Annotated in this window: 9 protein-coding genes; 1 reads left to right on the top strand and 8 read right to left on the bottom strand. The window is 64.5% G+C overall.

What is annotated here, in order from left to right; translation table 11 throughout:
* Window positions 1-72 precede the first annotated feature (72 nt).
* Together mmsB and FW789_RS17635 are read right to left on the bottom strand one after the other, a co-directional pair.
* Window positions 73-960, bottom strand: a complete 888-nt coding sequence (gene mmsB / locus FW789_RS17640; protein ID WP_103438574.1) for a 3-hydroxyisobutyrate dehydrogenase — start codon at window positions 958-960, stop codon at window positions 73-75.
* 9 nt (window positions 961-969) lie between these two features.
* Window positions 970-2,496 (bottom strand): CoA-acylating methylmalonate-semialdehyde dehydrogenase, encoded by a 1,527-nt coding sequence (locus FW789_RS17635; protein ID WP_186701019.1) that lies wholly within the window; start codon window positions 2,494-2,496, stop codon window positions 970-972.
* Window positions 2,497-2,618: 122 nt separating this feature from the next.
* Between FW789_RS17635 and FW789_RS17630 the strand changes: the two genes are divergently transcribed.
* Window positions 2,619-3,569 carry a LysR family transcriptional regulator gene (locus FW789_RS17630; protein WP_101322117.1) on the top strand — a complete coding sequence of 317 codons (951 nt, stop codon included), beginning with the start codon at window positions 2,619-2,621 and terminating at the stop codon, window positions 3,567-3,569.
* Window position 3,570: 1 nt separating this feature from the next.
* Here FW789_RS17630 and FW789_RS17625 read toward each other — a convergent pair whose 3' ends face one another.
* The 6 genes from FW789_RS17625 to recC all read right to left on the bottom strand — a co-directional run bounded on the left by FW789_RS17625 (window position 3,571) and on the right by recC (window position 15,211).
* Window positions 3,571-4,035: an OmpA family protein gene (locus FW789_RS17625; protein WP_103438853.1), complete on the bottom strand. Its 465-nt coding sequence runs from the start codon at window positions 4,033-4,035 to the stop codon at window positions 3,571-3,573.
* 38 nt (window positions 4,036-4,073) lie between these two features.
* On the bottom strand, window positions 4,074-5,345 hold the full coding sequence (locus tag FW789_RS17620; RefSeq protein WP_411564282.1) for a diguanylate cyclase domain-containing protein: 1,272 nt from the start codon (window positions 5,343-5,345) through the stop codon (window positions 4,074-4,076).
* Entirely contained in the window at window positions 5,342-5,914 is a 573-nt protein-coding gene (locus tag FW789_RS17615) for a YfiR family protein (protein WP_103438854.1), read from the bottom strand. The genes FW789_RS17620 and FW789_RS17615 overlap by 4 nt, the downstream gene beginning before the upstream one ends.
* Before the next feature lie 71 nt (window positions 5,915-5,985).
* Window positions 5,986-8,061, bottom strand: a complete 2,076-nt coding sequence (gene recD / locus FW789_RS17610; RefSeq protein WP_446431803.1) for an exodeoxyribonuclease V subunit alpha — start codon at window positions 8,059-8,061, stop codon at window positions 5,986-5,988.
* Window positions 8,058-11,735, bottom strand: coding sequence for an exodeoxyribonuclease V subunit beta (gene recB, locus FW789_RS17605; RefSeq protein WP_446431802.1), 3,678 nt, complete (start codon window positions 11,733-11,735; stop codon window positions 8,058-8,060). Before recB ends, recD begins: the two co-directional genes overlap by 4 nt.
* Entirely contained in the window at window positions 11,732-15,211 is a 3,480-nt protein-coding gene (gene recC / locus FW789_RS17600; RefSeq protein WP_411564279.1) for an exodeoxyribonuclease V subunit gamma, read from the bottom strand. Before recC ends, recB begins: the two co-directional genes overlap by 4 nt.
* Between the last annotated feature and the right edge of the window lie 102 nt (window positions 15,212-15,313).

Here is a 15,313-nt window from a genome sequence, read left to right as displayed (position 1 = left end):
TCGAACCGCCCTCCCCCAGGTGCGCAGTTACAGTGGGAGGGCGCTTCGAGCCACGATCAAGACACGTGACGCTCAATCCTTCTTGCGATAGCCCTCGACGATTGCCGAGAAGTCCTTGCCGCCATCGCCGCGCAGGCTCATCGCCTGATACAGCTGCTGCGCCACGGCACCGAGAATCACCGGCTGATGCGCCTGTCGCGCAGCTTCAGTGGCCAACCCAAGATCCTTGAGCATCAGCTCGGCACCAAAGCCGCCGGTATAACCGCGCGCGGCAGGCGCCGTATCAATTACACCCGGCCATGGGTTGTAAGTATCCGAACTCCAGCAACGGCCTGTGGAACTGTTGATGATGCCGGCCAGCACCTGGGTGTCGATGCCCAGCGCATTGCCCAGCGCCATCGCCTCGGACACGCCGATCATCGAGATGCCCAGCAGCAGGTTGTTGCAGATCTTGGCGATTTGCCCGGTACCGACTTCGCCGCAGTGGACGATGTTGCGGCCCATGTCCTTGAGCACCGGCTCAAGGCTGGCAAACAGCTCAGCGCTGGCGCCAACCATGAAGGTCAGGGTGCCGCCCGCTGCGCCACCGGTACCGCCGGACACCGGCGCATCGCCCATGTCGACGCCCTTGGCCGCAGCAGCCTTGGACACTTCGCGGGCGGTCTGTGGGTCGATCGTGCTGCAATCGACGGTTGGCGTACCTGGGCGAATCCCGGCCAGCACGCCGTCATCGTTGAGGTAGACGCCACGCACATGCGCTGCCGCCGGTAGCATGGTGATGACCAGCTCGCTGTTGGCCGCTGCGTCCTTGGGTGAGGCGCTGATCTGCCCGCCAAGCTCGGCAAGTTCGGCCAGTACGCTCTGGTTGAGGTCGAACAGGTTGAGCTGATGCCCAGCCTTGATCAGGTTGCGGGCCATGGGCGCGCCCATGTTGCCCAGACCAATGAATGCAATACGCATGGAGCCTCCTTAGCGCAGGCTGATGGTGGTGTTGACGCCGTCATTGACGCTGTCGTCATCGAACCAACGGGCCGTGACCGTCTTGGTCTGAGTGTAGAACTGCACCACCTGCTTGCCATACGGGCCGAGGTCGCCGAGCTTGGAGCCGCGCGAACCGGTGAAGCTGAAGTACGGCACCGGCACCGGGATCGGGATGTTGATGCCGACCTGGCCGACGTCGATCTCGCTCTGGAACTTGCGCGCCGCAGCGCCGCTCTGGGTGAACAGGCCGGTACCGTTGCCGAACGGGTTGCTGTTGACCAGGGCGATGGCCTCGTCGAGCGTGTCGACTTCAAGGGTGATCAGCACCGGGCCGAAGATTTCCTGGGTGTAGATCTGCATCTGGGTGGTGACCCCGGAGAACAGCGTCGGGCCGACGAAGTTGCCTTGCTCATAGCCCGGCACGCTGACGTCACGGCCATCCAGCTCCAGCTTGGCGCCCTCGGCGATGCCGCTTTCGATCAAGCCCAGCACGCGCTCCTTGGCCCGCTTGGAGACCACCGGGCCAACATCCGTGCCTGGCTCGCAACCGGCGTTGACCTTGAGCTGGCTGGCGGCAGCCTTGATGTCCGGCAGCCACTCGCGGGCCTTGCCGACCAGCACCGCCACCGAGGTGGCCATGCAGCGTTGCCCGGCGGCACCAAAGGCGGCGCCAACCAGCGCGTTGATGGTTTGCGTGCGGTTGGCATCGGGCAGCACTACCGCGTGGTTCTTGGCGCCCATCATCGACTGCACGCGCTTGCCGTGCTGGCTGCCGAGGTTGTAGACGTGGGTACCGACCTCGGTCGAACCGACGAATGAGATCGCCTTGATGTCCTTGTGCGTGCAGATCGCATCTACCACCTGCTTACCGCCGTGGACCACGTTGAGTACACCGGCCGGCACCCCGGCCTGCAGCGCCAGCTCGACCAGCATCAGGGTCGACAGCGGGTCCTGTTCGGACGGTTTGAGGACGAAGGTGTTACCGCAGACGATGGCCATCGGGAACATCCACAGCGGGATCATCGCCGGGAAGTTGAACGGGGTGATCCCGGCGCAGACGCCGATCGGCTGACGCAGGGTGTAGGTGTCCACACCGCCAGCGACGTTCTCGGCGAACTCACCCATCTGCAGGGTGCCAATCGACGCTGCGTGTTCGACCACTTCCAGGCCGCGGAAGATATCGCCCTCGGCGTCGGCAATGGTCTTGCCCTGCTCGGCGCTGAGGGTCTGGGCGATGCGTTTGCTGTGCTCGCGGATCAGCGCCTGCAATTTGAGCATGATGCGCATGCGCGCCCCGATCGGCGTGTCGCGCCAGCTGGCGAATGCACGCTGGGCGGCAGCGACAGCGGCATCGACCTCGTCGACCGTGGCAAACGGCACCCGCGCCAGCACCTGCTGGGTGGCCGGGTTGATTACATCGCGCCATTCGGTGGTTTTCGACTCGACCCATTGGCCGTCGATCAGCAGCTTGACCTGCTCTACCTGAGTCTGGGTCGGGGATTGGGGTGCGTTCATCTGCGCGTTCCTTGGAATTATTGTGGGAGACGAGATTGCCAGGCGGGGCTGGCGTCGAGGCGCTGATTTGAAGTATAGATGTGCAAACATCCAATAAGAACGCACATAAAAACCGGATCATCATGCAAAAAGACCTTACCTCCCTCAGTTCGCTGAACTGGGATGACCTGAAGTTCTTTCTTGAAGTGGCGCGCACGCGCAAGGCAAGCAGCGCGGCCAAACGGCTGAATGTCGACTACACCACGGTGTCGCGGCGAATCAGCTCGCTGGAGGCGGCGCTGGGCACGTTGCTGTTCGAAAAGTCGCGCACCAATGGCTTTGTCCTGACCAACGAAGGCCAGCGCCTGCTCGGTTACGCCGAATCCGTCGAGAGCACCCTGCACATGGCCTGCGAGCAGGTATCAGGCTCCGGCGTGGCCTTGTCCGGGCACGTGCGCATGGGCTGCACCGAAGGTTTCGGCAGCTTCTTCGTCACCCCGCAGCTGAGCCACTTCGTCGACGCCTGGCCGGCGATCACCGTGGACATCCTACCGCTACCGCACTTCATCAGCCTGTCCAAGCGCGAAGCCGACATCGTCATCGCCCTCGAGCGCCCCGAACATGGCCCCTACGTGTGCTGCAAGCTGACCGACTACCGCCTGCGTCTGTACGCCACCCAGGACTACCTCGACAACCACGCGCCGATCCGCCAGGTCAGCGACCTGGCCGAACACCCGTTCATCAGCTACGTCGACGACTTGGCCTTCAGTTCAGAGCTGCTGTACCTGGCCAACCTGATCCCCAACGCCCACGCCCACCTGCGCAGCACCAGCGTCATCGCTCAGTACACCGCAGCGCTGCAAGGGCGCGGCCTGGCGATTCTGCCGTGCTTCCTGGCTGCACAGGATCCACGACTGGTGACAGTGTTGCCTGAGGAGATCGCGATTACCCGGCAGTTCTGGATGTACTGCCGGGAGGATTTGCGCAAGCTCAAGCGGATTACCCTGTTGTGGGATTACATCCGCGAGGTGACCGAGGCCAATGCGCCGCTGTTGCTAGGCGAATCACGCGAGATGCGCTTCGCCCAGGACTGACTCAGTTGGACGCCACAACGATCGAGACCCGGCGGTTTTCCGTGCGCCCGGCGCTGGTGCGGTTGTCGGCGACTGGCTGGCTGCTGCCGAGGCCGCGACTTTGAATGTTCTGCGGTTGCATGCCGATCTCGATCAGCGCCTTGGCCACGCTCTGGGCGCGGCGTTCGGACAGTTGCTGGTTGTAGGCCGCTTTGCCCGAGGCATCGGTGTGGCCGTCAACGCGGACACGCTGGATATCGACGCTGAGCAAGGCCCGGCCAATACGCTCGACGATGGCTCGGCTCTGGCTGTTGAGGCTGTCCAGATCACTGCCGAACAGCACTTTGCCGGACAGATCGAAACTCCAGCCTTCATCGGTGGGGGTGAAGCCCTCGCGCTTGAGCACGGCGATCTGCTCGGCAGTCAGTCCGGGCGGTGGCACACTCTGGCAACCGCTCAAAGCCAGCAGACTCAACAACACTGCCATGCAAGGCAGGCGCAAACGTACAAACAGTTGCAACACGATTAGCTCCTTTTTTCAAAATCTGCGGCGCTACTTTCCGTATGCGCCACATGCCACTGGCCGCGGCGTGCGCGTTTGGCTTGGTACATCGCCGCATCAGCGGCATTGAGTAGACTGGCCGGGTCATGGCCATCGTCCGGGTAACATGCGATGCCAACGCTAAGTGAAGCGCTGATGCTGGTGCCCTCGTTCAGGGCAATCGGCAGCTTCATGCTGGCAACGATCTTCTCGGCAATCCGTTGGGCGTCCTCGCAGGATTGCAGCGGGGTCAGCAAGACCGCGAACTCATCACCGCCCAGCCGCGCGACCAGATCATGCTCGCGCAACTGCGCACGCACTCGCGCAGCAACGGTGACCAGCACCTCGTCGCCAACGGCATGGCCCTGGCTGTCGTTGATCTGCTTGAAGTGATCGCAGTCGATGAACAGCAGCGCCAGATATTCCTGGTGACGCTCGGCAGTGCGTAAGGTGCGGCTCAGGCGCCCCTCGAAGAAAGCGCGATTCGGCAACCCGGTCAGGCTGTCGTGGCTGGCCAGATGGGCCAGGGTGGCGTTCTCGCTGCGCAGGTGGTTCTGCCAGTTCTCCAGTTCGTCGAGCAGGGCATTGAAGTCGTTGCCCAGCTCGTTGAGCTCGGCGATGTGGGTTTCCGGTACGCGGCGGTCGAAGCTGCGCTCGCGGCGGGCGGCGTGGGCGACGCTGGCAAGGTTGCGCAGGGGCCGGATGATGTCGCCGAACAGGCGCCGCGACCAGTGGCTGGCGACCCAGGCGCTGAGCAGCATGCACAAGAGGATGCCGGTCAGCCCGCTGAGCAGAAAGCGCAATACGCTGCGGCCCTGGCCGGTGACTTCGATGTGGCCGACCTGCTGTTGCTGATGGAGAATCGGCATGTGCACCGGCTCGACCAGAAAGCTGCTTGCCAGCGACCGTTCCAGCGGCGCCAGCACGCCGTCTTCGGGCCTTTGCCAGTGGGCCAGCAGCTCACCATCGTTGTTGAACACCTTGGCGTCGGCCACGCCTTCGTTGGCGGCGATCAGCGCCAGTGACTCGTTGGCGGCGGCGCTGTCGTCGAACACCACCGCGGCTTCGACTGTGTAATTGATCGAGCGCGCAATCAGGTGCAGGTTCTGGTTGGCATATACGCGCAAAGCCAGCACGCCAAGCAGGGTCACGCACAGGCCAGCCAGGCCGACCGCGAGCAGGGCCACGCCCAAATGCCCGCGGCCGAGCACAGCGCGCAGGGTCGGCCGGCGGTCGCGCCTGGCTGAGCGGATCATGGCTGCACCGCGCGGCGACGCGACAGCTGCAGCACGCTGGGGTGGATACGCACACCGCTGCGGGCTACCGAATCGAGGTTGACCTCGAAGGTTACCTGCTCGTCGCTCACGCGCAGGCAGAACAGGCTACCGACCGTGCAGGGGTCGTCTGCTTCGCTGATGCTCAGCACCGGCCGGCCGTTGAGGGCATGAAACAACCGCTCGCGCTGGCCACGATCGAGCTTGCCGATATACACCGCATCACAGGCACCGGCGGTTTGCGGATCGTCGGCCAGAAGGCGACGGGTCTGCAGCGGCTTGCCAGAGTTCTGCTCGGTGCCCTTGATCAAGTCATCGGCGTATTCGGTCGGGCCGATCAGGCACAGCCGCAACGGGGCCGGCTCACTGGGCCAGCGCGCGTAGCTGAAAATGCCCAACACCACCTGGGTCACGGCCTTGCCCCGCTGCTGCGCCAGGGCGGCGCTGGCAGCGGTCTCTGCCCGGCTGGGGCTGGCGTAGAGCAAAAGGGCGGCGAGCAGCAGGGCAAGCGCAGCGCCCGTTGCGCGCGCCCAGGTCGAGACAGCCACCATCATGTGGGAATTTTCTCAAAATCTTGTCAGATAATGCCGCAACGATAGCATATTGCCGCTGCGGCAGAACGTCAGCCTTGCTCCAACATCAGGCCGGAGATGCGCCGCACGCGGCGTTCAACCGCCTCTTCGAACACTCCCGCACGGGGCTCGATCAAGCTGAAGCAGTGCTTGGCGCGGGTAATGCCGGTATATACCAGCTCCTTGGTCAGCACCGGATTGAGCGCGTCCGGCAGCACCAGAGCGGTGTGGCTGAACTCCGAGCCCTGCGACTTGTGCACGGTCATGGCATAGACGGTTTCGACTTCATTGAGCCGGCTGGGTAACACGAAGCGCACCCCACCACTGCCGTCGTTACGCGCAAAGGCCACGCGCAACAAGGCGACGCCGCGTTCGTCGGGCAGGCGCAGGGCAATGCCGATATCGCCGTTCATCAGGCCCAGACCATAGTCGTTGCGGGTGACCAGCACCGGCCGGCCTTCGTACCACGGCTGCTGACTGTCGATCAGACCAGCGTTGTGCAGCACGCGGGTGACGCGCTCGTTCAGACCCTGCACGCCCCACGGCCCCTTGCGTACTGCACAGAGCAGCTGGAAGTCCTCGAAACTGTGCAGCACCTGGCCGGCCCACTGCTCCCAGCGCGGGTCGTCTGCTGCGGTCGCGGGCGGGGGGCGCAGGCGACCGATGTTGCGCAGGTAATGGCGGTAGCCCTGCGGGCCGTCGGTGCCGCGATCAAGGCCATCGAGCAGCAGTCTGTCGAAGCGTCGATCATGCTCGCCTTGCAGCGACAGGCCGTGCACGTCGTCGAGCTTTTGCGTCAGCAGTTCGCGCGCCGCCTGGGCTTGCTGGCGGTTGACCAGGCGGGCCAGCTGACCGATCCCGCTGCCTTCACCAAAACGCCGCGAGTGGCGCAACATCACCACCTGCTGCGCAAGTGGGTGCTGCCCGGCGTCGCCGGGGGTTAGCCCGCTGTCCTGCAGGGACTGTCCGCCGACCTGCTCCAGCCAGGCGCGGGTGGCCGCCGAATAGAAACCCTCCTCGGCATCGCGGCACAGGTCACCGAGCACTGCACCGGCTTCGACCGAGGCCAACTGGTCCTTGTCACCCAGTAGCACCAGCCGCGCCGACGGTGGCAAGGCGTCGAGCAGCACGGCCATCATCTCCAGGTCGATCATCGATGCTTCATCGATCACCAACACATCCAGTGGCAACGGGTTGCCAGCATGGTGGCGGAAATGGCGCGAGCCCGGGCGGCTGCCGAGCAAGCGGTGCACGGTGCTGACATCGGTCGGAATCTGCTGGCGGACCTCAGCGCTGACCTCAAGCAACTCGACCTGTTGGCCAATCGACTCGGTCAGGCGCGCAGCGGCCTTGCCGGTGGGCGCTGCCAGGCGAATCCGCAGCGGCCTGCCCTGCTCCACCGCAGGCCCTTGCAGCAGTGCCAGCAGGCGCACCACTGTTGTGGTCTTGCCGGTGCCGGGGCCGCCAGTGATGATGCTGAACGAGGCGCGAGTAGCCAAGGCGCAGGCGAGTTTCTGCCAGTCGACCTGGCCTTGCGGCGCGCCACCCTTGAACAGTTGCTCAAGCCGTTCCGGCAGCGCTGGCGCGATGACTTGATCCGCTGCCAGGCGCTGGCGCAGCGCGTTGTCGATCTGTCGCTCGTAGCTCCAGTATCGGCGCAGGTACAGGCGCAAGCCGCTGAGGACCAGTGGTCGCGCGCTGTGCCCCGGCGTATTGCCAGTGGCCACTAGCGGGCTGGCCGTGATGCGCTCGCACCAGGTGTGCTGATCGAGCTTCGTCAGCAGTTGTGATGGCAGCAGCAATGGCCCGTCGAGTGCATCACCTTCCGGTGGCAGCGACAGGGCGAAGTCCGGCTCGGCCAGGGTCTGGGCGAGGTCCAGGCAGACATGCCCGTGACCCAACTGGTGGCTGGCCAGGGCAGCGGCGAGCAACAGCAGCGGGTCGCTGCCGGGCGCACGCTCTTCAAGAAAAGCCACCAGTGCGCGGTCGAGCGCGCGCAGCCAGCCGCGCTCAACCCAGCGGTCGAGCAGGATCAGCAGGTCATGGCTACTCTGCAGCGGCGCCAGGGCAGCCAGCTGCTCGGCTTGCAGGGGGGTTGGCAACAGGTCTTCAAGGCGGCGGCTCATGGCGCGGCTCCGGCAAACAGGTCCTGCTGTGCCGGCACCGGAGCACCGCGGAACAGGGCATCGAGGGCTTCGATCAGCTCACGTGGCGGCTTGCTGAAATACACCCCGTGGCCTGCCCGGCTGGCGCCACGCAGGAAGATGAACAGCGCACCGCCGACATGGCGGTCATAATCGTAGTCGGGCATGCGCGCGCGCAACTGGCGGTGCAGCGCGAGCAGATAGAGCACGTACTGCAGGTCGTAGCGGTGATCGAGAATCGCCTGTTCCATGGCCAGCGCGTTGTAGCTGTGCAGGTCCGGGCCGAGCCAGTTGGATTTGTAGTCGGTCACGTAATAACGGCCGTCCAGCTCGAAGGCCAGGTCGATAAAACCTTTGAACATGCCGTTGAGCTGGCTCGGCTCGGCGGCGGCACGCGCGGCGCCGCCGTGGGTATGCCGGGTCACCAAATGATCAAGCTCGATGACATCGACCTTGTGACTGGCAAACCAGAATTCCATCTCGATCTGATACTGCTGCAGGTGCGCCAAGGTCAATTGGCGATCCTCGCCATGTAACGGCAGCGGCTCGACCAGCAGATGCTGCAGCCACTCGGTGAGGCCCGGGATCCAGCCTTTCCAGTCCCGTCGGTTGCAGCGCTGGCCGACCGTATGTTCGATGAGCTGAGGCTGCTGGCTGACTTCGGCGAAGCCCTCACGCCCGGCCCACTCGAGCAGACCGTGCAGGAAGGTGCCGGGGTTGGGCCCGCGTGGGAAGCGATGAATGTCGCCGCTCTGAGCCGGGATATCACGCAACTGCTGGGCGTCGATGCGCTCGTCATCGGTCAGCTGCTGGGCCAGCGAGCTGTCACCGGCAAGGCCCTGGTCGCCCACGCGCAGGGCGCTGTAGGAGGCGATCCACCAGTTCTCTGCCGCAGACCGGCGTGGCTTGCACGCGGCAATCAGCTCGTGACCATCTTGTGGGGGCAGATAGCGCTGTTGGTCTGCGCCGGGCAGCTCTTCACAGACGATATCCGCGCAGCTCGCTTGCAGGCTTTGCAGCCACTCGGCCAGCTGTGCCGACGAGGCCAGCGGCAGGCCGCCGCCGAGCAGATAGCCCAGGGCCGAGCGATGCAGCAGCGAGTGTTTCTGGTTACCGCGTTTGAGGTCGGCGACACCGAGCCAGCAGGCGTGCTGGGCGCGGGTCAAGGCGACGTAGAGCAAGCGTAGATCTTCGGCCAGGCGCTCGTCATCGGCGCGCTCGATCTGCTCTTGGTCGGGTGTCAGGGTCAGGTGCGCGTGGCCGTCGCTGTCGTGCCAGATCAGCGGCAGGCGCTGGCCATCGACCGGCTTGCTGGTGCAGATGAACGGCAGATACACCAACGGATACTCAAGGCCCTTGGACTTGTGAATGGTCACGACCTTGACCAGTTGCTCGTCGCTTTCCAGGCGCAGGATCTGCTCTTCGCCCGCCTGCCCGGAGCCGGCCAGGTTCTCGCCCAGATGGCGGATCAAGGCTTGCTCGCCATCCAGTTCGCCAGCGGCCTGCTGCAGCAGTTCGGCCAGGTGCAGCAAATTGGTCAGCACCCGCTCGCCGTCGCTACGGGCGATCAGCCGGCGCGGCAGTTCGAAGTCATGCAGCAGGCGCCGCAGCATCGGCAATACGCCCTGACGCTGCCAGGTTTCGCGGTACTGGCGGAAGCGCATGACCCAGTCTTCCCAGACCCGCTCGTCCTGATTCAGCCGCTCGAGTTCAAGCAGTGACTGTTCAAGGGTCGGGCTGGCCAAGGCGGTCTTGAGCAGGCGCTCGGAGTCGGGTTCGGCGCAGGCCTTGAGCCAGGCTAGCAGGTCGTGCGCCTCCTGGGCGGCAAACACCGAGTCTTTGTCCGACAGGTACACACTGCGCACATCGCGCGCTGCCAGCTCAGCGCGGACCAGCTGCGCTTCGCGGCCATCGCGTACCAGAATGGCGATATCTGACGGCAGACAGGCTGTTAATTTTCCATCGGGCTTTTGGAAACCACTGACGCCCTGTTGACCGCCATTGAGCAGGCCGACGATATGGCTGGCGCAGCTGGCGGCCAGTTGCTGACGATAGAGGGTGCTGGACACCGGTTCATCACTGTCCAGCCGCCAGCAATGCAGCGCGGCGGATGGCTGGCCGTTGATCAGCAGTTGCTCGCTGCGGCCTTTGGCGTGAACCTGGATAAACGGCAAGGGATTGTCTTGCCCCTCACGGAACAGAAATGCGCCGCGGCCGCTGCTACGCCCTTCTGCGGCGAGGAACAGGCGGTTTACCGCACTGACCATGGCTTTGCTGGAACGGTAGTTGGTGTCCAGGCTGTGCAGGCGCCCGGCAGTGGCGCGGCGGGCCGCCAGGTAGGTAAAGATGTCGGCACCGCGGAAAGCGTAGATCGCCTGCTTCGGGTCGCCGATCATGAACAGGCCGGTTTCGGCGTGGTTCTGGCTGATCTGGTAGATGCGCTCGAAGATGCCGTACTGGACCGGGTCGGTGTCCTGGAACTCGTCGATCAGGGCGACCGGGAACTGCTCGCGGATGAGCGCGGCCAAGCGTTCGCCGGACTCCTGATTAAGCGCGTGCTGCAGACGCAGGAGCATGTCGTCGAAGCCCATTTCGGCACGGCGGCGTTTTTCCTGCTCGAAGCGTGCTGACACCCAACTGGCGGCATGCTCGAGCAAAGGCACTTCGGGGCTGGCCAGGCCTTGTAGCTGCTGGCGCAGGTTTTCCATGGCGCGCAGGGCCGGGTGATCGGGTGGGTCACCGTGCTTCCAGGCTTCGGCCATGCCGGCTGGAGTCAGGCGGGTGAAGCCGGTGCCCAGATCCAGTTCGAGGACCTGATCGTCACCGGCCCAGGCGCGCAGTTTTTCGAACCACGGCTCGAAGTAACGCGCCTGCAACTTGCGCCCATCAGCGTGCTTGGCCGCAACCGCCGCGTGGCAGATCTGCTGCAACTCGTCAGCCCAGACGCCCCAAGGCGCCTTGAGCTGGCACAGCTGCTGCGCGCGTTGCTCCAGAGTGGTCTCGATCAGTGCCTGCGGCTCGATATCATCGGCGCTGCTGGCGACACGGCCAAACAGCGGACGCAGGCGCGGCAACAAGGCATCGGGGCTGACCCAGTTGCCGCGTACCCAGTTCAGGGATTCGCCGCGCATGCCATAGCAGAAACGCCGCCAGTAGTCGCGCATGACCTGGCCGAGCAGTTCGCTGTGATCGGTCTCAAGACTTTGAGTAAACAGGCTGCCGCTGTCGAAGGCGTGTTCGCGCAGCATCCGTTGGCACCATCCGTGAATGGTCGATACGGCGGCTTCGTCCATCCACTGTACGGCCACCTCCAGGCGGCTGGCGCAACGTGGCCAGAGCTCTGCCGGGTAGTCGGCACGGAGCATCTGCAGCAGCGGGTCGGCGTCGGCCAGCTCGTCACGGAAGAACCGTGCGGCTTCGGCCAGTCGCGTACGAATGCGCTCACGCAGCTCTTTGGTGGCCGCATCGGTAAAGGTCACCACGAGGATCTGCGGCGGCAACAGCTCGCGGCCAAAGCCGTGCGCATCGCCATGGCCAAGGATCAGCCGCAGGTACAGCGCCGAGATGGTGAAGGTCTTGCCGGTACCGGCGCTGGCTTCGATCAGCTGGCTGCCATGCAGCGGGAAGCTCAAGGCCAAGGGGCGGGCCTGGGTCATGCGGCACTCTCCGGATTGCCCTGGGTTTGCCAGGGCGCGGCGAACAGGGGGCGGTACAGGGCTTCACACCAGCCTTCGAAGGTTTCATCGGCGCTCAGTGCGGCGAAGTCGCGGAACTGGCGCGCCAGGGCGAGGCTTTCGCTGCGTTCGCCAAAGCTGTTCTGGCCGTCGCCTTCGTAGGCGCGGGCGGCAGCGGCCAAGGCCTTGTCCGGGTCGTCCTGGCCGAGCCAGGCGAAGGCGGTCTTGGCCGCCACCGGCAGCGGCGCGTTCATGCCGGCCTGACGTGCGACCAGCAGATCAGCAAGCCGCTCACTGGCCTCAGCCTGTGGCAAAGGTTCCAGCAGCAGGGTCAGGTCGCTGGCCACCAGTGCACTGTGCAGCGGGTAGCCGGCAGCGCAGGCAGCCAGGTGCATGACCCAGGTCGGAATCAGCCGATGGCGCTTGAGGTTGTTACGCCCGGCACTGATGGTGTTGGGGATGGTCGTGATGCTCAGCAGGCTTTGGTCGGCCGCCTGATACACCCGTCCAAGCCAGCCTTGCAGGCGCTCGCGGCCATGCTCAAAGTGAATCGGCAGCGCGCCTTCGACCAGGCTCGGCCAGCGTTGCAGCAGGTGTCGATGACGTTGCAGTAGATTGGGCAGGGGCTCGATCAGCTCGGCCTGGAGGATCTCGCCAAAACCGGCCAACGGCAGCAGGCCATGGCCTTGCAGGCGGCGCGCCTGGGCGTACAGGGCCGATTCGGCGTTGCCTGGGTCAGCCAGGGCGGCATCCAGCAGGCTTTCGCTGAGGCCGTAGCGCTGCAGTGCGTCGAGCACGAACGGTTCTTCGTCCGGGGTCGGTGCCTCGAGTGACTCGAAGAACACCTTCAAGCGCTGGCGGAAGAAATGCCGCACCGGGTGGCGCAGAAAGTCCTGCAGTTGGGTCAGGCTCAGCGGCTCGTCATTGACGTAGGGCGCTAGCGTGTCGTCTGCGAGGGGTGTGGCAGCCTCGGCCTGATGCAACAGTTGCCACTCATGGGCGTAACTGAACAGCGGGCTACCTTTCTGGAAGTAGCGCTGGCTGAACGGCTGCAGCGGGTGCTCCTGAGTCAGGCCGTGCAGCAGTTGCTGGCCGGCGTCTTCGCGCAGGCCTGGCTTGGCGTTGGCGACTTGCCAACCGGCGGCCAGGTGATCGCGCAACTGGCCGATCAGGACCGAGGCCGGCCGCTCGCTGTTGTCGCGGATGCTGCGCCCTACCCAGCTGACATACAGCTGGTCGCGGGCAGACAGCAGGGCTTCGAGCAGCAGGTAGCGGTCATCCTCACGGCGCGAGCGGTCGCCTGGGCGGTAGTCACTGGCCATCAGGTCGAAATCCAGCGGCTGCTGGGCTCGTGGGTAATCGCCGTCGTTCATGCCCAGCAGGCAGACCACCCGGAAGGGGATCGCTCGCATCGGCATCAGCGTGCAGAAGTTTACTGAGCCGGCGAGAAAGCGTTGCGAAAGTTTGCCTTGATCGAGACCTGACAGCCATGCCTCGCGCACTACTGTCAGTGGTAGTGGGTCGTGAAGGGCGACCGTATCGCAGGTTTGCAGCCAGGTGTCGCGCAGGTCCTGAAGCTGTACTAGAAGAAACTCGTCATGCTCGTTTTCGGCCAGGAAAAACACCTGCAGCAGTGCATTCAGGCGCTCGCCCCACTCAACGGCTGTTGCCGCTTGAGCGAGCTCGACACAGGCCACATCAAGCGCATCGAGCAACGCCACTAGCGGCCCGATCAAGGCGGCATCGAGGCCGCCGATCTCGTCGTACGGCTCGATGCCATCGCAGCCCTCGCCTACGCCCACTGCGTAACCGAGCAGCATCCGGCGCAAGCCAAACCGCCAGCTGTTCTGCTCCAGCCCTTCGGGCAGGCCGAGGCTGGCGCGCTGGGCGGCACTCAGTCCCCAACGGATGCCAGCGCCTTCGATCCAGCGATGCAGAGTCGGCAGGTCGCTTTCCTGAATGGCGAAGCGCGCGCGCAGTGCGGGCACGTCGAGAAGATCGAGCACCTCACTAACGGCAAAGCGGCTGTCGGGCAGCTTGAGCAGATGCTCAAGAGCGATAAGTAAAGGGTCGCGGCCACGCTGGCCCTGATCGGTCAGGGTGAACGGGATATAGCGCGGGTCGTGGCGATCGAGCTGGCCGAACACCGCGCGGATATGCGGGGCGTAGTCATCGATGGCTGGCAGCATGACGATGATATCGCGCGGGCGCAGGGTAGGATCGGCGCTGAAGCGGGCCAGCAACTGATCGTGGAGGATCTCGACTTCACGCTGGGCGCTGTGGGCGATGTGAAACCTGACCGAGCGGTCCTTGGTCGGGTCCACTGCGGGCCAGACTTCGCGGGTTTCGGCCAATGGCCGCAACTCGAGAATGTCATCCTGCAACTGGTTGAGCAGATTGCCTGGCTGGGCCTCGCTGAACAGGTCGATGCGGCCTTCGTTGAACACGCCAAGGTAACTAGCAGGGTCATCGTAGCTGTCGAGCAGGTTGATGTAGTCGCGACCCTGTTTGCCCCAGGCAGCGAGCAGCGGGTGGGCATGCTGGTGCAAGCTCTCGTCGTCCAGTTGCAGGGGCATGCCTTGCTTGCGCTGTTGGCGCTTGTACTGGTGGCGGAGCAGGTCTTTGTCGGCAACGATATCGCCCCAGTGGTGCCGACACGGGTTGTGCACGCAAAGCAGCACCTGGCTGAAACGGGCCAACGACGCCAGAGCTTCGAGTGCCTGCGCCGGCAGGGACGAAATACCAAAGACGATGACTCGCGCTGGCAGGCCCTTGGGCGGCTGCTCGAGGCTGTTCATACTCTCGATAAAGCGCTGGTGCACGCCGGCACGGCTCTGCTCCATACCGGCCTGGCCTACATCTTCGAGCAACGCCCGCCACAGTTCGGCCTGCCAGCAGTTGCCGGCAGCCAGTGGCTTGCGCTGGGCGCGGGCGGTGTTGAGAACATGCTTACCGGCTGCCCAATCCTGCAGCCAGTCGGCGCGGTAGACCTGATATTGGTCGAACAGGTCAGCCAGGCGCTCGGCCAGCTGGTAGCGCTTGCGCAGGTCGCTGTCGTCAGTCAGAAAGCGCCGTAGCGGCTCGAAGTGCGGGCGCTCGATCAGCGCCGGCAGCAAGCGCATCAGGCGCCAGGTAAGTGGGGCCTTGTCGAGCAGGGATACTTCGGGGATTTCGTCGCGGCCGAGCACCTTACGGTACAGCTGCCACATGAAGGTACCGGGCAATTGCACATCGATGGCGGCAGCGATGCCACAACCGCCGCTGTCATCGTCTTGTGGGTCTTCGGCCAGGGCGAGTTTCAGCCATTGGGCGATGCCATTGCTTTGCACCAGGGCGACTTCGTTTTCCAACGGGGCCAGAGGGAAGCGGCGCATCATACTCACCACCAAGCTGCGCAGGTCGTCCAGGCGGTTGCCGTGAACAATCATGAAGCCGGGGTGCAAGCGGGTATCTGCCATTGCGCTCTCTCTGAAAGGCGTTCGTCCTGGTGGGGAACCATATCATGGGCGGGGGTGGTGCGATGGGGGACGCTATGTAGCCCCAGATTTCCGGATCCCGAA

The organism is Pseudomonas sp. 1121_17, assembly GCF_052850745.1.
The sequence above is the reverse complement of the archived record's forward strand: the minus strand, read 5'-3'. Positions and strand labels throughout refer to the sequence as shown.